Origin of the sequence: Pontibacter sp. 13R65 (assembly GCF_047525655.1) — a bacterium.
Lineage (GTDB): Bacteria > Bacteroidota > Bacteroidia > Cytophagales > Hymenobacteraceae > Pontibacter.
This window is the reverse complement of the sequence record NZ_JBLIQL010000009.1, coordinates 131,315-152,946: the sequence shown is the minus strand read 5'-3', so window position 1 is coordinate 152,946 and position 21,632 is coordinate 131,315. Positions and strand designations below refer to the sequence as shown.

The 21,632-nt window shown below is 46.9% G+C and carries 13 protein-coding genes; 5 read left to right on the top strand and 8 right to left on the bottom strand.

The features are described 5' to 3' along the window. Positions 1–45 precede the first annotated feature (45 nt). The 7 genes from ACMA1I_RS12970 to msrB all read right to left on the bottom strand — a co-directional run bounded on the left by ACMA1I_RS12970 (position 46) and on the right by msrB (position 13,393). Complete coding sequence (locus ACMA1I_RS12970) at positions 46–1,647, bottom strand: family 43 glycosylhydrolase (protein WP_337068789.1); 1,602 nt, start codon at positions 1,645–1,647, stop codon at positions 46–48. A gap of 226 nt (positions 1,648–1,873) precedes the next feature. Further along, positions 1,874–3,265 (bottom strand): family 43 glycosylhydrolase, encoded by a 1,392-nt coding sequence (locus ACMA1I_RS12965; protein WP_337068787.1) that lies wholly within the window; start codon positions 3,263–3,265, stop codon positions 1,874–1,876. Positions 3,266–3,394: 129 nt separating this feature from the next. After that, positions 3,395–5,260 (bottom strand): glycoside hydrolase family 2 protein, encoded by a 1,866-nt coding sequence (locus tag ACMA1I_RS12960; RefSeq protein ID WP_337068785.1) that lies wholly within the window; start codon positions 5,258–5,260, stop codon positions 3,395–3,397. A gap of 383 nt (positions 5,261–5,643) precedes the next feature. Next, positions 5,644–6,717, bottom strand: coding sequence for a glycoside hydrolase family 43 protein (locus ACMA1I_RS12955; RefSeq protein WP_337068783.1), 1,074 nt, complete (start codon positions 6,715–6,717; stop codon positions 5,644–5,646). Positions 6,718–7,143: 426 nt separating this feature from the next. Next, positions 7,144–8,694 (bottom strand): RagB/SusD family nutrient uptake outer membrane protein, encoded by a 1,551-nt coding sequence (locus ACMA1I_RS12950; protein WP_337068782.1) that lies wholly within the window; start codon positions 8,692–8,694, stop codon positions 7,144–7,146. 22 nt (positions 8,695–8,716) lie between these two features. Then, entirely contained in the window at positions 8,717–11,893 is a 3,177-nt protein-coding gene (locus ACMA1I_RS12945) for a TonB-dependent receptor (protein WP_337068781.1), read from the bottom strand. Positions 11,894–12,829: 936 nt separating this feature from the next. Beyond that, positions 12,830–13,393, bottom strand: coding sequence for a peptide-methionine (R)-S-oxide reductase MsrB (msrB, locus tag ACMA1I_RS12940; protein ID WP_337068780.1), 564 nt, complete (start codon positions 13,391–13,393; stop codon positions 12,830–12,832). A 278-nt stretch (positions 13,394–13,671) separates the two neighbouring features. Here msrB and arsS point away from each other — a divergent pair, with 278 nt between their 5' ends. Together arsS and ACMA1I_RS12930 are read left to right on the top strand one after the other, a co-directional pair. Continuing rightward, positions 13,672–14,715, top strand: a complete 1,044-nt coding sequence (gene arsS, locus ACMA1I_RS12935; protein WP_337068778.1) for an arsenosugar biosynthesis radical SAM (seleno)protein ArsS — start codon at positions 13,672–13,674, stop codon at positions 14,713–14,715. 59 nt (positions 14,716–14,774) lie between these two features. Next, complete coding sequence (locus tag ACMA1I_RS12930) at positions 14,775–15,377, top strand: TIGR04282 family arsenosugar biosynthesis glycosyltransferase (RefSeq protein WP_337068776.1); 603 nt, start codon at positions 14,775–14,777, stop codon at positions 15,375–15,377. On the opposite strand, the gene ACMA1I_RS12925 is transcribed toward ACMA1I_RS12930, so the two are convergent. Continuing rightward, on the bottom strand, positions 15,362–16,087 hold the full coding sequence (locus tag ACMA1I_RS12925; RefSeq protein WP_337068774.1) for a TIGR04283 family arsenosugar biosynthesis glycosyltransferase: 726 nt from the start codon (positions 16,085–16,087) through the stop codon (positions 15,362–15,364). The two genes, ACMA1I_RS12930 and ACMA1I_RS12925, sit on opposite strands and share 16 nt — an antisense overlap. Positions 16,088–16,446: 359 nt before the next feature. Between ACMA1I_RS12925 and ACMA1I_RS12920 the strand changes: the two genes are divergently transcribed. The 3 genes from ACMA1I_RS12920 to ACMA1I_RS12910 all read left to right on the top strand — a co-directional run bounded on the left by ACMA1I_RS12920 (position 16,447) and on the right by ACMA1I_RS12910 (position 21,627). Next, positions 16,447–18,303: a peptidase M61 gene (locus ACMA1I_RS12920; protein ID WP_337068772.1), complete on the top strand. Its 1,857-nt coding sequence runs from the start codon at positions 16,447–16,449 to the stop codon at positions 18,301–18,303. 202 nt (positions 18,304–18,505) lie between these two features. Further along, entirely contained in the window at positions 18,506–20,818 is a 2,313-nt protein-coding gene (locus ACMA1I_RS12915) for a TonB-dependent receptor (RefSeq protein ID WP_337068770.1), read from the top strand. 62 nt (positions 20,819–20,880) lie between these two features. Then, the gene (locus ACMA1I_RS12910; protein WP_337068769.1) at positions 20,881–21,627 is read left to right on the top strand and encodes a DUF4249 domain-containing protein; all 747 of its coding nucleotides are present in this window, start codon (positions 20,881–20,883) and stop codon (positions 21,625–21,627) included. Positions 21,628–21,632 lie beyond the last annotated feature (5 nt).

Here is a 21,632-nt window from a genome sequence, read left to right as displayed (position 1 = left end):
ACAGGTTTCAGAAACCTGCCTGTATTACAACCGCTGAGGCTTAAGCTATTTAGTGTTTGTTATCCTGAACCCGTTAAAGCTGGCAGTTGCCGTAGCTGGGCCTTTAGCTGTAAGGCCTACCCGCACGCCTCTGTCCCAGGGCGGAAGGTAAGCTGCGTCTACTGCCTTTCCTCCATTCAGCTCTGTCCAATCGGTACCGTTCGCGCTCCAGGCAAAAACCATTTTGTCGCCGTTGGTGGTCGTGAGTCTGAACTGTATTGCTTCGGCTTGTGGTGCGGCAGACTTAGCCACTATTTCTTCTTTGCCACCTTTTACAGCCCAAAGCAAAATTTCGTTGTTGCGAACAGCTGCTCCTATTGCGTTTTCCTGGTCGCCGATGGCTGTAAGACCTGCCATGGTGCCTCCGGCTACACTACTTTTGTTAACAGAGGTGGTAGCAGTGTAATCGGCAGCAGTGGTGCGCTGCGCTAAAGTAGCACCAATCTGCTTGGGGCTTGCGGTAAGGGAGAGTGCGCCTTCGGCAGCGGCATTAAGATTTAATGTTGGCTTCTGCCCTACCGGCCATTGCCAGTTTTGCGATAGTTTCTCCTCTGTAAACTCTTCATTCACCTCTCTGGCCGAGGCTGTAGCTGCGCTACCAGCTTGTTGACTGGCACCCGAAGGAGAATCATTCTCAAAAGAAGGCCAGCCGTTTTCTCCCCACACAATTTTATCGAGCATCCCCTGGCGACCCGGATACACAGAGGCATGGGTGCTATAGGCATGGTAGAGCATGTAATCCTGACCGTTTTTGTCTGTTACCACAGTGCCATGGCCAGGGCATTTCCAATCGTCGTTTTTACGCATGATAGGGTTTTCGGCGTATTTCACCCAGGGCCCTTGCAGGGTTTTGGCTCTCGCCACTCCTATGCCATAGGTGCATTCCCGGCCGCAGCAGGCATCTCCGGCGTAGAAATGGTAATAGTAGCCGTTTTTCCGGATCAGGGCTGATCCCTCTACCAAGCCACCTTCCCAGGTGTTAGGGTCGTTGCGGAACATTTCGAACATTTCGCCAGTCAGGGCGGTACGTTCCTCGTTCATACGCTGCGCCCAGATAGGCGTTGGAAGCCCGCGGCTATTGCCATCTTCTTTCCAGACAAGGTACAAGTCGCCTTTCTCGTCTCTTATTTCAAAGCCATCTATAGAACCAACTTCCTGGCAGATGAGCGGACCGTGGTCGGTGTAGGGGCCGGTGGCACTCGGTGCACTGGCCACTCCCACACAAAGGTTGCCTCCCTTCTTTTTGGCTGTGTAGTAGATGTAGTACTTTCCGTTTTCGTGGGCGATCTCGGGTGCCCAGAAGTGCGCCTCAGCCCATTCTGGCATGCTTTCTGGAAATACATGGCCAACGGTTTCCCAGTTTACCAGATCTTTGGAGTGCAGCAGCGGGAACAAGGGAGCCCATTCCGATGAAGTAGCCGTTGCCCAATAATCGTCTCCTACTCTCACCACCGACGGATCGGCATAATCGCCTGGCAGAACGGGATTAGCATAGGTGGCAGAAGAACTTGCAGCTGCGTTTGAATCTTCTGCTGCTTCTTCTGGTTTGTTACCGCCACACGCGAAAACCAGGCAGCTGCTCAGAAATAAGAAAAAATGTTTCTTCATGTTTTAATGTTTGATTTAAAAATAAAGTGTTGTACCGAAACAACTTTTTGCTCGGCAACCACACAAGGGCCTAGTGCTTAAAGCGCCAAGATAAGCTCCGGAAGGCCGTTTTCATTAGCAGAATTTAAATGGCTGAGTCAAATTCAAAATTATAAGAGGTTGAATGAGGAGCCCTACCACAGCTCCTCTACCTGCAAATAAGTTTAGCTTGTGAGGGGCTGCTAACTTAATAGAGTTTCAACTCCCACAGGCCTGTTCTTTCAGATGACGGCATGTTGTTTTTTATGTGTATTCTGATGTACCGGGTTTTAATTTCTTTTTGGTGCTCTACCGGCCACTCCTGTGCCTGGGCATTATTTCCACTTGCATAAGCCGACCAGGTTTTTCCATCGGAGGAGCTTTCGATGCGGTAGTCGTAGTTGCCCATAATGGCATCAAATACCGGCGAAACGGCAGTTAAAATTTTCTCTTCTCCTAAATCTGCCTGCAACAAGCTCTCTGCAGCTGCATCTTTAGCAACGGCCCAAAGGGTGCCGTTGTTACTGTCGAAGGCGCGGGTTGCCTCGTAGGCTGCTCCCACGGTACCAGAGGCCTCCATAGCTACAGGCCGAAGCGGCTGCCGCTGTGGTTTTGCCTTTGCAAAGCCAAGCGGTATTCCTTCCTGTGTGGCCACCATCCGCTTAATGGAACCGTCTTCCTCAAACTCCATTTTATCAATACAAACCTGCCGGATGCCCTTGTAAAACGGGTGTACGTGCCGGTGGTACACCATGTAATAATCATCTTCGAGCTTTATGGTGGAGTGGTGGCCCGGACCGCTAATTTTACCATCGGGAGTGGCTGTCAGGATTGGGCTGTTTTTTCCTTGTTTAAATGGGCCGGTCGGTTTATCGGACATGGCATAGCGCACTTTGTAAGTGGAGTCGTAGTAGAGGCCATCCGAGTACATCAGGTAGTAAATATCGTTTCGCTTCATCATGTGCGGACCTTCGAAATAGCCTTCCGGTGTAATCAGCTCAGGTTGTTGCTTAAAAGAAGCCATATCCTCATTCAGATGGCCTACCGCACATATACCGTCTTTAAAATCGAAGCCGGAGCCCCAGTAGAGGTACGCCTGCCCATCGTCGTCAACAAAAGGATCGGCATCGATGCTGTGCATTTTATCCCACCACTGCCTGTTTTTGATAAAAATAGTATTGTCGCCTAACAGGTTTTTGAAAGGTCCTCGCGGATGATCCGCCACACCGGCATAAATATTATGATTGGTAGAAGTGTAGAGATAGAACTTGCCGTCTTTGCCTTGGGTAATGCCTGGAGCCCAGATATCAGGTTCCTGCATGCTGGTAGGCCAGTTAAGCTTAGTGAGTTTCCAGTTCACAAAATCAGCTGAACGCCAAACAGTGGCTTCGGAACCGGTGGTGGCATAAATGTAAAACGTGTCCTGGTGCTGCAGAATATGCGGGTCTGCAAAATCGCCGGGTAAAACAGGGTTGCCCGTGTAGGCTTCTGCCTCTTCTGTTGCGGCAGCTGTATTTTGGTCTGAGGAACTGTTATTGCATCCGGCCCATAGCAGGAGCGCAGGCAGTAAAAGCCAGGTAGTTTTTAGATAGGGTATCATAGAAAATAGTTAATGGGGAATTTTTTCCGGAGGCAAACCATAGTCTGCTTTTGCCTGAAATTAAAACGATTTCGGGTGATTTAGCGACTTACAGCCTTGCAAGCGACAGCTGCTCAAAAAGACTTAAGGCTACTTTAATTTCACCAGCTTAGGATTGTAGAGCTTGCTATGCACCTGCTTCAGCTTCTCGGCAGGCACTTTTATCACTTTACGGTCGTAGGTAATGAGGCCGTTTGTTTCTATCTCAACATCGGTAGTTTGGGTATAAACCGCTGCCGACAAGCCTCTTGGAATCAGTTGCTCCAGCCTGTCTATAAACGATTTATAGCGATCAAATAACTCCTCCGCACTTTTAAAGCTCTGGTAACCCCAGTTATCTTTCTGTTGCCAGGTATGGCCTTCCACTGGCAACCCAAGGCCGCCATACTCCCCTAGCACCAGTATTTGCTTCTGTCCGAAAAGGTCAGCTCTCGGCATCGCAGGATCGGGGTAGTTGTGCAGGTCTATGATATGCCCTACCGGATGGAAGTTGCCGCCGCTCGCACTGTTCACCAACCTGGATGGATCGCGCTGCATAGTCCATTCTGTTATTTCAACGGTTTTGAATTGACCCCAGGCTTCGTTAAACGGCACCCACACTACAATACTCGGGAAGTTGTGCAAAGCATCCATAATAGCGGTCCACTCCGTTCGGAAAATCTGCTCCGATTCGGGGTTTCTTTCCATGTCTCCGCCTCTGCCTTCTATACCTGGGTTATTTTCCCAAAACTGTCCCCAATCGCCGTTGGGCATATCCTGCCACACCAGCATGCCCATGCGGTCACAGTGGTAGTACCAGCGGGCCGGCTCCACCTTCACATGCTTCCGAATCATGTTAAAACCCATTTCCTTTGTCTTCTCTATATCGAATTTGAGGGCTTCTTCTGTAGGAGCTGTGTACAGGCCATCTGGCCACCAACCCTGGTCGAGCGGGCCAAACTGAAATACAAACTCGTTGTTGAGCAGCATCCGCTGAATACCGTTTGCATCGGGCTCCATACTGATTTTGCGCATGGCGAAATAACTCTTCACCTGGTCCACCACCTTATTGTTTCGCACTACGGCTACCTGCAAATCATACAAATGCGGGTTTTTTGGTGACCAGAGGGTCGGGTTCGTCAGTTTTAAAACCGCTTCGGCGTTGGCAGCCACCTCCTGCTCAGCAATTTTCTTTTTCCCGTCCCAGGCCGAAACTCTGATTTTGTCGTTGGCCTGTGCCTGCTGCACTTCAGCCATTACGGTAACTGTGCCGGCATCTACTGAGGGCGTTTGGCGTGTGCTGGCAATGTAGGTGGAGGGCACAGCCTCCAGCCATACCGTCTGCCAGATACCTGTTACAGGCGTGTACCAGATCGATTCAGGTTTCTTTACCTGCTTTCCACGAGGTTGTGGTCCGTCATCGGTAGGATCCCAGACGCTGATGGTAATTTCCTGCTGGTTCATGTTGTTGAGGTGTGGGGTAATATCGAACGTAAAAGGATCGTAGCCGCCCTGGTGGCTGCCAGCTTTCTTACCATTCACGTATACATCGCATTGCCAATCTACAGCACCAAAGTGCAGCAACAGGTTTCGGCGGCGCAATTTAGAAGGCACCTGTATTTGCCGCCGGTACCACAGCACCTGCTCGGCTCCCACCGTTTTACCAACCCCCGACAGGGCAGACTCTACCGGGTAGGGCACCAGTATAGTTCCTTCGAAAGCGGTTGGCTGAGTGGTTTGCTGAGCTTTGGGTAGTATGGCATATTCCCAGAGCCCGTTTAAGTTTTGCCAGTTGTTGTCGCGCACCTGCTGTGGTCGTGGGTACTCTGGCAAAGGGTTGGCAGGGTTTACCTTTTCGGCCCAGGGACTCATGATTTTGCCTTCTACAGGACGCCAGCCTGAGGCCTTCTGGGCAGAGAGCGGGCCGTGCCAGAGCAGGAACATAACAGATAAGAACAGGTAGTAGTATTTTCTCATAGCTTATCTAGATGTTGTAATAGCGATTCATAAACGAATGTTCGTGCAAATTATCTCAAAAAATTATTTGTAAGAAGCAGCAATTTAGTTTTAGGCTTTGCACCAGTCATTGCACCTAATAAGCATATTAGCCAAACCTTTGTAACTTTTTGAAAACAATCAAAATGGGTTATAAGGCTCTGCATGAACCTAAGCTTTAAAAGCAACAAAATGCCTCCGAAAGGCTATTTTTATTTAAATAATTGCTACCTGTTTGCTTATTGAACAAGGTAGGCCCCGGGTCTTCACAAGATTATTTTTTGCAGTTCCTGTTCATCCGGCGCCCTCTCCTTTAATGCTTTGTTGTTAGCTTTAGGTGCTCCTCACTTTCTTGTAAAGAAACCTTATTTCACCTCACCAGATGGCCTTAAAAGTTGGGAACTAAGGGCAGCAGGCTCACCAAAATTAGGCGTTCCGTCTGCGTTCCAGGTAAACTTTTGAATGCGGGGACTGCGGGAGCCACTACAGCCTTGCCCTTGCGAAGGATTGGCATGGTAAATAATCCAGTCTTCGGTGCCGTCAGGCGATTTAAAAAAGCCGTTGTGACCTGGTCCGTAGGCGTTGTTTGCTGGTTTTTTGGAGAAAACAGGATTGGGGCTTTTGGTCCAGTCAGAAGGTTTGAGCGGATTGCCTCCTTCTTTTAAGGTAAGCATGCCAAGGGCATAGTCATCGGTCCAGCAGCCGCTGGCAGAATAGATCAGAAAAACCTGGCCGTTGTCGTTTTTCAGGATTTGAGGCCCCTCGTTTACCAATCCATTTCTCTCCCAGGGGTACACTGGCTCCGATATCATCACTCTTTCGCCCTCCAGTGTCCAAGGGTTGGTCATGCGGGCAATGTAAAGTTGCTGAATGCCGGGGTCGTTGTTGCCCCTCCAGCCAGACCAGAGAAAATACTGCTCGTCATTATACTCCAGCACGGTTCCATCTATCGCCCATTTGTCGGAGGTATCGGAAATTTTCCCTTTAAACTCCCAGGTCCCGGTGGTGGGGTCATCAGCGGAATTTTCGATGACATACATGCGGTGGTCTGCATCTTGCCCGCCATCTGCGGCAAAATAAACATACCATTTACCGTTGAGGTAATGTAGTTCCGGCGCCCACAGGTTACGGGAATAAAGCCCTTGTGCCGGAGGTGTCCAGACAGTTTGCAAGGTAGCCTCTTTCAGCTGCGACATGTGCTTTGTTTTAGCGAGCCCAATTCTGTTACCCAAGGTGTGGGTGTAGTAGTAGAAGCTGTCTTTCTGAGCCACCCACGGATCTGGCCCACTTGGCAGCAAGGGATTGGTGAAGGTAGTTTCGGGGCCGGTGGATGGCGGTGTAGTGGTTTGGCGCTCTGGCTCGTTTTCTTTTTTACAACCTGCGCTGCTGCACAGCAGAAAGCAGCACAAGGCAAAAAGCAAATGTTTAGGAGTTCTCATAAGCATCTAAATCAGGTAGCAATTTCCGCGGGTAGATTTGCAAGTTTTGCTGGTGATCTACCTGTTATCAGACAGCATGTACTATAGCTTTCTGTATACGGATGATTCAAATTAAACAGGACTTCTGAAGATAAAAAAGGCAAAAGCGACAGCAGGCCAAATCTGATCTTGCTGATAGTGCAGCGTCAGGTTTTCCTTTTTTCTGGTTTACTGATCTAGTAAACTGCTACTAGACTAGTATGGTGGTTTATTCTGAGGATTTACCAATTACCCTAAAGCAATAATAGTTTAACATGTAAATTATGCTAATGAAAACACCTTTCCGGAGGTATTTTTGTTTTTGATTGCTCTAGGGTTAATAAAAAAGTCAGGGCCCTGACCTGCCTTTCAAGACAAATACAGGGCCCTGACAGTAAGAACTCAAAATTAATAGTTCGGGTTTTGAATCAGGTTAGGGTTAACATCGACGTCTCTTTGTGGCAATGGCAGAAGTCTATGGCGGTTTAATACAAAGGTATTAAAAGCCGGATCTCGTTGAATGAGCATGTTCAGCTTTTCCTGGCTCTCGAAATAACCCCAACGGTCCAAGTCGTTCCAGCGGTGGCCTTCCCCGGCCAGTTCTGTAACACGCTCATGCTCTATCTGCTGACGGAATGCCTCCTGGCTTAGCCCTGGTTTTGCCTGAGTTAATGAAAGCAGGCCAACTCTTTGTCTTACACGGTCCACATGCGGATAAGCCTCTGGTGTTCTACCAAGCTCGTTCAGCACTTCAGCATACATCAGCAGCACATCTGCATACCGGATAAAGCGGTAGTTATTAGCCGAACGGAAACCTTCGGCTGTACGACCTGGCAGTGCATCGTTTGAAAATTTTCGCAGCCACACTCTGTTATCATTTGCGCCATAACGAGAAGTAAAGCTTTCGCCATATATCATAGTAGAATCCGGTCCATCCTCATCCATAAAATTAAAGAAGAAGGAAGCACCTACACGAGGATCTCGCTCACCATCTACAGTCTGTTCATTAAACTCATTCACCACCCAACGGTGCATTTCGGCATCGGAGAATCCTACATTGGCTGGTCCAATAAATTGAGGCAGTGGAGTACCATAGTTCTGATTGGGAGTCTGTACGTCATTATCGGTAATCTCAGACTGATTTGTAGCAAACTGCCACTCAAAAACCGATTCTATATTATTCTCTGTAGTGGCTAAAAAGTTATGTCGGTAGTCAGGCACTAGATTGTAAACGTCTTTTCCTTCGCCGATTACTAACCACTCCAACGGCACAAGGGCGGCACCCCAATTGCGCTGCTGCATATAAACCTTAGCTAAAAGAGCGTAAGCAGCTCCTTTGGTAACTCGGCCAATGTCGTTACCGGTGTACCTAATTGGCAATGCATCTGCCGCCTCACTAAGGTCTTTAGCGACTTGTGCCCAAATTTCATCTCTGGAAGAGTTAAATGGCAATTGTATATCACTAGTTGTTTGAGCCGGCTCCAATATTAATGGAACATTACCATATAAGCTAGCTAAATTAAAATAAAAGAAGCCTCTAAAGAATTTTGCTTCTCCCAGTAGACGAGCTTTTAGGTTTTCGTCCATTTCTATACCTGGGACATTTGCCAACACCTGATTTGCGCGAAAAATGCCTATGTAGTTACTCCCGTAAACATCATTTGTTCTTCCAAAATTATAGTCGCTAATAAGGAACCGATCCATATTATTAGGAATTGCAACATCTGGGCTACGGCTAAATGCTTCGTCGGAGCGTACGGTGTAGTAAAACCATTGCCACAAAGCAATAGGACCTCTATGTAAAGTACTGTAGATGGCATTCACACCAAATTGAGCATTATTGGCATTTTCCCAAAACGCATCAGTTGTGGGAGCATTTGGGTTTGGGATATCTAAATCCTCCTGGCAACTGGTTACAAGGAACACAGTTACTATTATAAAATATAATTTCTTTTTCATACAAAATCTTCAAAATTAAATTTTAGAACTCGAAATTTAAACCAACAGAATATACACGACTAGCTGGCCAGTTACCGGCATCTAATCCTCTTTCTAAAATAGGATTGTCTCCACCACCTGTTACATCAGGATCAAGGCCACTGTACTTAGTAATGGTCAGAAGATTTTGTCCACTGATAAAAATACGTGCATTGTTGGTGTGGATTCTGCTCAGGAAGGCAGCTGGCAGATTATAGCCAATTTCCAAGTTTCTGACACGTACGTAAGAAGCATTCTCTAACCAGCGATCAGATTCTCCTCTGTTGTTCAGGATAATACCTTCTTCTGTATTTCGTGCTAATCGAGGGTCAGAAGTGTTGGTGTTCTCCGGTGTCCACGGGCTGATGTCGCGACGGAAGTTGGTGTTCACATATGAATCGAGGATTCTTCTCACGTCGTTGTAAACAGTGTGTCCGAATACGCCAACCAATTGCAGGTTAAAGGTAAAACCACTGTAAGAAGCGTTGAATTGCGCACCAGTTTGCAAGGTAGGCCAAGGAGAACCTGAAAATGCACGGTCGCCGTCATTGATCTGGCCATCACCATTCAGGTCTTTGAAGCGGATGTCGCCAGGTTTAGAAAATGGCTGAATAATAGTACCGGCTTCGTTTACGTGGTTTCTAACTTCTTCTTCGCTCTGGAAAATACCATCTGTTTGCAGCACATACCACTCTCCAATGCCACGGCCAATCTGTGAGCGGGTGTGACCAGCTTGCAGATAGGTCACACCTTCACCAAGATCACCCAATTCTTCTACTTTATTCTTGATGGTTGTAAAGTTGGCTGAAATATCCCATATAAATGGCCCATCTGTACCACTACGGTATGTAGCAGAAAACTCAACGCCCCGGTTACTAATAGAAGCAGCATTTACAAAGGGATCTCCACCAAGGTTACCTGTATAGAAGGCTAGAGGAAGTTGTACCAAAACATCTTCTGAGAGTGAGTGATAATATTCAGCAGTTACCAGTACTCTATTATTCAAGAAAGAGCCATCAAACCCAATGTTTCTAGAAGTTCGGGTTTCCCAGCGAATATCTGGATTAGCTAATCTGGCTTGGTAAGCTCCTACGAAAACACTTTGATCGGGTCCGAAAATAATTCTTGGATTAGTGTTTATAACACCTAAATAATCCCAAGAGCCTACCGTAGCTATTCCTAACTGACCATAAGAAGCTCTTAACTTAAGATCAGACAACCATGCCGCGTTCAGGAAATTTTCTTCGCTTATCCGCCAGCCTAGTGCAATTGATGGGAAGAACTTGCTACGGTTGTCTACCCCAAAACGTGAGTCCTGATCATATCGACCAGTAAGGGTAATTAAATATTTGTCGTCATAGGTATAGTTGAGACGACCAAGAGTTCCATTAATTCTGTAGTTTTCCATAACCCCACCTTCTGAGGTCTGATCACCTATTCCCGAACTGATAGTTGAAAGATAGTCACCTCTTGAATTCCACAATTCATTACGTCTGGCTTCCACTCTTTCTCTTCGATTAAACTGCTGGGTATATCCTACCACACCGTTAATGTTATGGCGGTCGAAGGTTTTTCCAAAGTTTAAGGTGTGCTCTAACAGGATGGTACTGAAATTTTGTCTGTCCTGGTACACGTGAGTAGGCTCGAAAGCCTGCGCTAATACCCAGTTACCTTGCCTGCGCGTATTCTGGTGGAAATCAAATCCGGCATCTACACCCGCATTGAAGCGGTATTTTAACCAGTCAGTAATCTCTAGATCGGCATAGGCGTTACCTACTGCTCTTGTGTATTTATGGGTAGATTCAAACAGCTCACGCATAGCCAGGTAGTTCCAGGCGTAAATAGGCGCAAAATCCCGTTCACCTAGTCCCCAACCGCCAGGGTTATCGGGAGTTATCATGTTTGGATGCCGTACCGGAATTACCGGCAACAACTGTGGCATGTCGTAGAAAGGGTTGGCCAGCAAGGGACGCTCTTCCCAAGAGTGCGTCAGCACCAGATTCTCACCAAAAGTAAACCGGCCTTTCTTGCCCTGAGTGTTCACACGTAAGCTCGCGCGGTCGAAGGTATTTCCTTTCACCACACCGTTGTTGGTGAAGTAAGATCCAGAAATAAGGTAGTTACCTGCCTCACCTCCGCCTGATAAGGTTACGTTATAGTCTGAGAGTGTGCCAATTTGGGTCGTCTCGTCTTGCCAGTCGGTATCGGTTACTGTCCAGTGCCTTACGCTATTAGGACCTGTAGCTGGTGGAGGTGTAAGCGAAACGCTTCCCGGAGGGGTATCGCCTGAGTTGGCATACTGCTGACGTTGTGTGGCAGCAAATTCTTCGGAATTCATTACATTCCACAGTTTAGGGATCTGTTGCACCCCTTGCTTAATCGAAACGCCAATTTTTGCAGGGCCTTGTGCCCCCCTTTTAGTTGTAATGATAATTACACCGTTACCAGCTCTTGAACCATAAATGGCCGCAGCCGAAGCATCCTTCAGAATCTGAATAGACTCAATGTCGTTAGGGTTGATGGTTGGTGAGGCATCTGCAATCATGCCATCTATTACATAAAGCGGGCTGGTGTTCGTAAAACTGGCAACTCCCCGAATGTCAATAGCAGCACCAGCACCCGGACGACCTGAGTTACGCACGGTAACACCTGGTGCCAAGCCTTGGATAGATTCTGCTACGGTAGCCGCTGTCACCTTTCTGGCAGCCTCAGGGGCAATAACAGAGGCAGCTCCGGTTAAGTCTTCCTTACGAATAGTTTGGTAACCGATTACAACCACTTCGCCCAACGTCCTGGAGTCAGGTGCCATCTGAATGCTAATCGTAGAGCGGTTGTTGATTGGAACTTCCTGTTGGGTGTAACCTACGTAAGAAAACACCAGTGTTCCATTCTCTTGCCCATCGGGCACATTAAGCGAAAAGTTTCCGTCAATGTCTGTTACGGCACCAATAGATGTTCCTTTTATAGCTACAGTAACCCCAGGCAAACCGGCACCAGTCTCGTCAGTTACCTTACCAGTTACCGTAATGGCAACCCGAAGATCCTTGCTGATGACATGCCGGGAACGCAGGAAGTCATTATCGGCAGCAACAGCGGTGTTATGCAATGAGAACTGCACCAGCATAATGGTTGCAGTTGTACTTGCCACACCTGATAAGAGATTTGATAAAGTTTTGTTCATAAAATTTTCGGCATGTAGTAAAGTAAAATTTAGTATTCAAAAGATTTTGTTTGGAAACAAGCATCTGCTAAATCAACTTGGGCAGTTGGAGGCATATGCTGCATTATAAATAGAGGAGTAGTTATTAGTAGTTTTTTTAGCATATATTTTTGTATTAGTTACTGTTTCCATACGTAAGCTGTCAACATTAGGTCTGAACGTCTGTTTGTTCTGTTACATCAATGCCACGTTATCGAATTATTTAGCATTTTTCCTGACGCAGCCCATTATTCATTTGCCCTGTTATCGATATAAAATCATGACTTTAATAAATTACTAACATAATTTACTTTTGAGTAAGAGATTGACATAAATACTAAGTGTATTTTTGACATATATTCTTGACGGCAAATTTTTTTTGAAATTTTAACAGAGAATAAGGAATATCTTTCAGATTTGTTTTCTAGTAAGAAGGAAAAACATGTGCATGGGATACTAAAAATCAGGTATTACTGCCAGAATAACAAATAATGTTTTTACGTAATTTGTCTGAAAAGATGTTCACGTAAGGCGTTTTTTTTCAGTCGTCCCAGATCTACTGATTTAAGCAATTTCAGAATTGATTACTAAAAAAGTCAAAAATTGTTTATTTGACAATTATAACGAACATTCGTTGAAAATAAAAAGGAGCACCTGTAAATTTGTCTCTGAAACAATCAAGTTTATGAAACTTCATAATCATTTCCAATGCCCCCGCCTTAATTTTTTTGACTCCCAGATGTCTAATAAGTGATAGTCTTACTGCCGAGAACAAGCTTATTTATTTTTTAAAATTACCATTGCGCCTGCACCTGAATCAGAATGCTCATTATACATAAAAAACAGAGTTATTCCTCTCCAGAGGCGGTACAAGCAGGAGGCTTCCGGGTGTATTAACCATGCAAAGCACCGGAACTACTAGAGGCCTTGTTCAAAGTCCAGTACAATAGAGTTCATGCAGAATCGCTTACCGGTGGGCGGAGGTCCATCGTCGAAGAGGTGACCGAGGTGGCCATCGCAGCGGCCACAAAGCACCTCTATCCGTTCCATTCCGTGAGAATTGTCGTTTTGATAGGTAACACTGTTCTTGCGCAATACTTCAAAAAAACTGGGCCAGCCACAATCGCTGGCAAACTTGGCATCAGAGCGAAACAACGCGTTGCCACAGGCGCGGCAGTAATAGGTGCCAAGCCCTGTATGGTTCCAGTATTTACCGGTAAAAGCACGTTCAGTTCCTTTTTTGCGAGCAATCTGGTACACATCTGCCGGCAATACCCGTCGCCATGTAGAATCTGGAAGCACCAGCCGGGAAGTATCGGTGCGGGAATAATAGGGGTTTTGGTTTTTCTGGGAATCCGTTGCGCCCACAGCGCCTTGCCGGCTAGTCTCCTGCATTTCCTCCCCCAGCCTGCTTTCGGAAGGTGACTGACAGCAAAACAGTGAAACAACAGAAAGTAAAATAAAAGTTATCCAGGTATTCATAAATAGGAATAGTTTAAACGGCTACTGCACTTAACCTAACGCTGCGTGCTGTGCAGCCTATATACGGCAAATAACAAACGATCAGATTGCCTTTCCTTTTCGAAAAAATCTACAAAAGATTTCCCAGCTAAATTATTCAAATCAAAAACGCCTTCCGGAGCATTATTTGTCATTTTTATTCTTAGGCTTGCTGGCCAGTTTTACTGTTCTTAGCCTTACCAATTTCCGGGCTGCTTCGTACTCAATTACAGGCACAAGATTAGCCAGAACACATTATTATGATAAAAACACTCAAAGCAAGAGGAAGCTACCTATCCAGCCCGAAAGAACAGGTGCAGTTTCTGGAATCAAACAGCTGCGCCACGCAAAGGTTTAGAGAAAAGCTACAAACAGCCGACCTGTTTCCGCTTAAGGCACAACACCTGGAAATTTTGCAGGTAAACGTAGGTTATATGTGCAACCAAACCTGCACCCATTGCCATGTAGATGCCGGCCCCGACCGCAAAGAAGTTATGACACGTGATACCATGGCAGCCTGCCTGCAAGCAGTAAAAACTTCGGGTATAAAAACAGTAGATATAACAGGAGGAGCCCCGGAAATGAATCCGCACTTTTGCTGGTTTGTAAGCGAACTGGCAAAGCTTGGCACAGAAGTATTGGTAAGGAGCAACCTGACCATACTCGTATCGAACAAAAAATACCACCAGTACCCAGCCTTTTTTAAGGAGCACCAGGTGCAGGTAATTGCCTCCTTACCGTGTTATACTAAAGCCAATACAGATAAACAGCGAGGCGAAGGCGTTTTTTCTGCTTCGTTGGAAGCAATAAAACGCCTTAACGAAGTTGGCTATGGCAAAGAGAGTACAGGCTTGCTCCTGAACCTGGTTTACAATCCGGGTGGCGCTGCCATTGCTCCTGACCAGCAACGTCTGGAGCAGGATTATAAAAGAGAATTGCTAGAAAACTTTGGATTGGAGTTCAACAATCTCTTTACCATTACTAACCTGCCTATCAGCCGGTTTTTAGACTATTTGCTGATGACCGAAAAATACGAGCAATACATGGAAACGCTTATAAACGCCTTTAATCCGGCTGCTGCAAGAAAAGTGATGTGCCGCAATACTTTTTCTGTTGGTTGGGATGGCCAGTTGTACGATTGCGATTTTAACCAGATGCTACAGTTGCCCCTGAAGCGAGGCCTGCCACAACACATTCAAGACTTTAAAGCTGACCTGCTTCAGAACCGCGAAATAAGTATAGGCCAACACTGCTACGGGTGTACCGCAGGAGCTGGCTCCAGCTGCCAGGGGGCGCTAGTTTAATTCAGGTTTTATATAACTCTTCTGCATTTGCAGCGCCGTTTACCTTAAGGCCATGCCACATGACACAGAACCAGCTGATAATTTTCGCAAAAAACACCGAGAAAGGAAAAGTAAAAACTAGGCTTGCCAAAGATATAGGAGATGATCAGGCGCTTTTGGTGTACCAGAAACTGCTGGGGCACACGCTGCAGGTAATAGCACAGGTGCCTGACACCGACAAAGCCCTGTACTACGACTCATATATTCCCCAACAAGACAGCTGGAAAAATGCGCACTATCAGCAATACGTGCAGCAAGGCCTCGACCTGGGAGACCGCATGTTCCAAGCCTTTTCAGCTGCTTTTAAAAAAGGTTATAAACGCGTAGTTCTGATTGGAACAGATTGCCCGGAGCTCTTGCCGGAGCATATACAAACTACCTTCACTTATTTGCAGAAGGAGCCGGTGGTCATTGGTCCCGCAAAAGACGGAGGCTATTACCTGATTGGCACCACAGAACCTTTGAAAGCCCTCTTCTATAACAAAACATGGAGCTCTCCACTGGTACTGCAGCAGACTCTAGGCACCCTACAGGCTATTAAAAGAACCGCTTTGCTCCTGCCAACACTCTTCGATCTGGACGATGTGCACGACCTGGCACTGTTTCCTCACTTTGGCCCCTGAGCCTGCTTCAGCTTCGACTTTTTGATAAAACGGTTATAAAGATTCACCAGCTTTAGCTGCGGCACTCCCAAGTAGTACAAGCCCCAGATCAGGAAAAAGACAGCTTGAAGCCTGTACACCCCATTCTCTCTGTACTTTTTAGCTGAGGTGGTAACGGCAACAGGAATGAGCTTAAAGTGGGTGACTTTCCGGATTCGGCCAATAATTTCCTGGTCTTCCATTACCACCAGGTCTTCTCGAAAGCCTCCGATACTGTGAAACAGGTCTTTCCGGATAAACAAGCTCTGGTCGCCAAAGCGCACACTGTCAACATCGAAGCGGGTAAAAAAGGCATTGGCTTTTAAAAACCAATGATCATCATTGAACTGTAACCTGAAACAACCAGCCCCATAACCAGAAGAATGGCTTCCTGTTAGTAGCTGTGCAAATTTTGCAGGCGGATAGGTGTCGGCGTGCAGAAAATACAGAAGCTCACCTGTAGCTACCTGGGCTCCCGCATTCATTTGGGCTGCTCTTCCTTTTTTGGGCGATGGCACTACTATGGCGCCGGCCTCTGCCGCTAAGGCCTGCGTTTGGTCTGTGCTGCCTCCATCCGATACCACAATCTCCCGCACCTTGTCTTTCCCTGCCTTTAACAGGTACGAAATAAGCTGCTGAATTCCTTCTGCCTCATTATAAGTGGGAATAATAATGCTGATGCTTTCTGGCATAAAAAATAAACAGGTTCTTGCGTTTAGGTAGTACAACAGCCAGTGGTGAATTCGGTTTTCACTTCTTCCGGCTTTTAGGCCCTTACTACCGGCAACAGCTCCTTCCTCTACTCAACCATTAAATTATTCAAATGAAAATGGCCTTCCAGAGCTTAAAATCAACTTATCTCACCAAGGCTTGAGCAAGGACAGCACAATAAATTCAAGAAATTTTTATACCTTAGTTAAACACCTCCACCCACAATACTTTTCTTCCGAGCAGGGGGAGCTACCCTAAGCACTATTTTACTCCAAAATAACCGCATACCCAAATTTGCCCCTTTTCGTTAGTAAATTATTCTAAACCTAAAAACCTGAGCATGACGCTTCGCAAAACATTTCTATTCCTGGGGCTGAGCCTGGTCCTTCGCCTGGCCGCCTTTGCACAAGAACCTACATCATACCGCTTTACCCTGGACCTAACCAAGGTGCAAAACGACCGTGTAATGGTTACTATGCTGGCGCCTGCCATATCCCAGAAAGAAATTATTTACAACATGCCCAAAATTGTGCCCGGCACCTATTCTATCTCCGACTTCGGAAAGTTTATAAATGATTTCAAAGCATTCGATAAAAACGGTAAGCAGTTACAAACCGAAAAGCTCGACGAAAACCGATGGAAAGTGACCAATGCCACTGCCCTCCATAAAATAACCTATTGGGTAGACGACACCTTTGATACGCCAAAGCGGGAAGATATGATTTTTGAGCCAGCCGGCACGAACATAGAAGAAAATAAAAACTTCCTGCTCAACACCTACGGTTTTATTGGATACTTCGACAATATGAAACAGGTGCCATACGAACTGAATATTACTAAACCAGCAGGCTTCTATGGTTCCACTCCCTTGCAGGCTGTTTCTACCACTGCTACTTCAGACAAGTTCCAACTCGACAATTACATGGACCTGGCCGACAGCCCACTCATGTACAACGTACCCGACACCACAGTGCTGCGCCTGGGAGAAACAGAAGTACTGGTTTCAGTTTACAGCCCAACAGGCAAGGTAACCTCCGGCCCTATAGCAGCCAACGTGCAGGATATACTAGAAGCGCAACGTAGTTACCTGGGAGGAACTCTACCCGTAGATAAATACGCTTTCCTGATTTATGTGCCGGAGAAGGTAGGTAAAACAGGCTCCTACGGAGCGCTGGAACATTCCTATTCCTCCGTTTATTTTCTGCCAGAAATGCCCGAAGCACAATTCACTTCTACGGTGCGCGATGTGGCAGCACACGAATTTTTCCACATTGTTACGCCGCTCTCTATTCACTCAGAAGAGATCGGCAACTTCGATTATATAGAACCCAAAATGTCGAAGCATTTGTGGTTATATGAAGGAGTAACTGAATATTTTGCATCGCACGTGCAGGTGTACGAAAAACTTATTTCTATAGAAGATTACATGGAAAAGGTGCGGGAGTACATTTTTACGGCGCGTAACTATTATAACGATACCCTGCCCTTTACCGAAATGAGTGCCCGCGTGCTGGAGGAGCACGAGGAACAATACCCCAATGTGTACCAGAAAGGCGCCCTGATCGGTCTGGTGCTGGATATTCGTTTGCGGGAATTATCGGATGGGAAATACAGCTTGCGAGACCTGATGCTGGACCTGTCTAAAACCTACGGAAAAGACAAACCCTTTCAGGACGATGAGCTGTTCGACAAAATAACTGAACTTACTTACCCGGAGATACGTGACTTTTTCACAAGATATGTTGAAGGATCGGAGCCACTGCCCTTACAGGAAACCTTTGCCAAAGTTGGCATTCGCTACGACCCGGACGGTACCCAAACAGTAAACTCATACGGAGGTTTTGTACCAGGCCTCGACCAGGAAACCGGGCGGATTACTGTAGCAGAAACAGGCGAAATGGATGCCTTCGGCAAGGAAATCGGGTTTAAGGCCGGGGATCAGCTGATCTCGATGAATGGCAAAGAAATCACTCCCGAAACAGTGCGCGACCTAATAGGATTTGAGCTTCAGAATGCGGCTCCCGGAAGTAAAATCGAGTTTGTGGTTGCCCGCCGAAACAAGGCCGGTAAGCTGAAAAAGAAAAAACTAAAAGGGAAAGTGACTACTGTAAGTAGCTCTGTTATGCATAGATTAGAGCCAGCTCCTGCCCCCTCCGCACCGCAGCTGGAGTTGCTCCGCGCCTGGCTGAATTTGTAGTACCAACTACAGCTTTTACCTTGATTCATATTAAAAGCAGCCACACCTCCTGCAGGTGTGGCTGTACCTATTTAAGGTCCGGAACAATTTTGGAGGCGAAGCTATAAACAAGCGGCCCTTTTGCCCGTTCTATGGCAGAAATTATTTAAATTGATTGGAATATGAAAACGTTGATTTGTTAGTCTAAGATAACTCCTCCTGCATGCGTCTTCTTTTTTACCTGCTCACGCTCTTACTCTTGGCCTTATCTGCTGAAACGGAGGCACAAGTAAAAAAAGCTACCATTAGCGGGTATGTACAAACAGCTGCAGATGCCCAGGCTCTGCCAGGTGCTACCGTGGGCGTACCGTCGTTGGGAGTAGGCGCTATAACTGATGGCAATGGGTTTTTCAGGATCCAACTGCCGGTTGGTACCCACACATTGCAAGTCACTTTTATAGGCTACACACCAGTTTACCAAGAAATAACTGTCAGTGGTTCCAACCTAACTATTGATTTTGAGCTTCAGGCCCCTGGTAATATGTTGCAGGAGGTGGTGGTGGAGGCAAACAACTTACGCCAGAAACTCAATACTTCTCAAATGAGCGTCGATCTGCTCACCTCAACAGAAGCCAAGCTCCTACCTGCCTTATTTGGAGAAGTAGATCTTTTAAAGACACTGCAACTCAAACCGGGAGTACAATCAGGAGGCGAAGGCGCTTCAGGGCTGTATGTGCGAGGCGGTGGCCCCGATCAGAACCTGGTCCTGCTCAACGAGGCCGTTATATATAACCCTTCGCACCTTTTCGGCTTTTTTAGTGTATTTAACCCCGATGCGGTTCGCAGTGTGGAGCTCTACAAGGGTGGTTTTCCAGCTCAGTTTGGAGGCAGGCTGTCGTCGGTGGTAGACGTGGAGCTCAACAAAGGCAACCCCGATAACTTTTCGGCTAGTGGAGGGCTTGGTATTATCTCCTCGCGCCTTACGCTGGAGGGCCCCATTGCTAAAGACAAATCTTCTTTTATTATTTCAGGGCGCCGCACCTATTCTGATATTTTTACCCGCATGCTCAACAGAGCCAACCAGGGTAATTCCGATTACAGCCCTATCCCTGATTATTATTTTTACGACTTGAACGGCAGTTTTAACTTCAAATTGTCGAAGAAAGACGAGCTGACCTTTAGCAGTTATTATGGCAGAGATTTTTTCAACTTCAGCGACGACAAATTTAAAGTCGGGTTTGACTGGGGCAACTCCATGGCCTCACTTGCCTGGAAACACAAATTCAACTCAAGGGCCTTTGTCACTACTTCTCTCTCCACCAGCAACTACCAATACACCATAGCTAACGAAATAGATGTTTTCTCGCTCCGGCTCCGGTCCGATATTCAGGATTTTAGCCTGAAGTCTGACTTTAACCTTATATTAAATGAGAAGCACCAACTCAAAATCGGGGCTATGGCTACCAGCCACGGCTTTACCATTGGCCGCCTGAACTTCCAAGGCGACGACGACCGGTTTTCGGTGGCAGCAGGTAACAGTTTTAAAGCTATGGAGTTTGGCGCTTATATCTCCGATGACTTTACGCTGAACTCCCTGTTCACACTAAATTACGGCCTTCGGTTCTCTGCCTTTCATAACAGCGGTAAAAACTATGTCGGATTGGAGCCCCGCGCGTCGGCCAAGTACAACCTCTCCGAAACGCTGGTACTGAAAGGTAGCTTTGCCAGCATGATGCAGTACATCCATCTGGTTGCCAACTCAGGGGCCTCGATGCCAACTGATGTCTGGTACCCCTCCTCCCCCAATGTGCGGCCACAGCGATCTCAGCAGGTAGCGCTGGGCGTAAGCAAACTTTTTGGCAAAGGGCAATTTATGCTTACCAATGAAGTGTACTACAAATGGATGCACAACCAGCTCGACTTTCGCGACGGGGCCAATTTGTTTGTGAACGACAGCCTGGAAAATGAATTTTTGTTTGGCCGGGGCGAGAGCTACGGAAATGAGCTATACCTTGAAAAGATAAAAGGGAAAACAACCGGTTGGATCGGCTACACCCTCTCCTGGACTTACCGCCAGTTCCCTGAAATAAACGATGGCCGCAAATTTCCGAACCGTTACGATCGCCGGCACGACATCAGCTTGGTGCTGCTGCACAAACTCAACCGGCGCATTAGCTTTACAGGGGCTTTTGTATACGGCACCGGCAACGCCTACTCACTGCCGGTGGCCAGGTTTGCACTCCAGGATGTGGAGGGACGCACGGCCTCTATTGTACCTATTTATTCCTACCGCAATAGTTTCCGGCTTGCTGCTTACCACCGCCTGGACCTGGGCCTGGTCCTAAAGATGAAACCGAAACGCGGGGAGTCGGACCTTACATTCAGCGTTTACAATGCCTACAACCGCCGCAACCCGTACTTTGTGTACTTCGATCAGTTAAACGACGAAGTAGAAAACACGCCAATTGCTTTTAAAGCGAAGCAGGTGTCTTTGTTCCCGATTATCCCATCGGTTACCTATAACTTTAAATTCTGATGAAACTGAAGTTTGTTCTCATTTATATGCTCCCGCTGCTTTTATGGCTCCCAGCCTGTAACATGCAAAAAGATATTGAGGTGGTATTGCCTGAGTACAAGCGGGAACTGGTGGTAGAAGGCTACCTGGAATATGGCAAGCCATTTCGGGTAACCGTGCTCGAAAGTGCCAGTTACTTTGATAAGCCAGAGGTGCCGCTGGTACCTGATGCCAAGGTGTTCATTACTTACCGGGGGCGCAGAATACCGCTGCGCTACCAGCCTCATGCGGACCAAGTGCAAAACAAATACTACACCCATCGCTCCGATGAAGTCATGACTGGGAGCCCAGGTGATGTGTATAGTCTGGAGGTGAGCGATGAGCAAGGCCGAAAAGTAACGGCCACTACCACTGTTTTACCCAGAGTACCTATCGATACTATTGAGTGGCGTTTTAACTCGAAAGAGGAGGCTTTGGTGTTAACAACTTTCCAGGACGACCCGAACCTGCCTAACTTCTACCGTTACGTTGTGCACCGCGATAGTGTCGAAAAGGCCTCGTCAAGGGATTTCGTGGCAAGTGATGAGTTAACCAACGGTCAGCGTGTGTCGCTTGGTGGCGGCTACAACTACAAAAAAACAGATACGCTTATTATCTCGCTTTACCACATCGAAAAAAAATATTTCGATTTTCTAAACTCCACCTCCGATGCCAAAAACGCCAATGGCAATCCTTTTGCGCAACCATCGCGCATTAAATCTACTGTGGAGGGAGGTATTGGCATATTCACTAACCTTGTTTACGATCGCAAACTGGTCGTAATAAAATAAGCCTG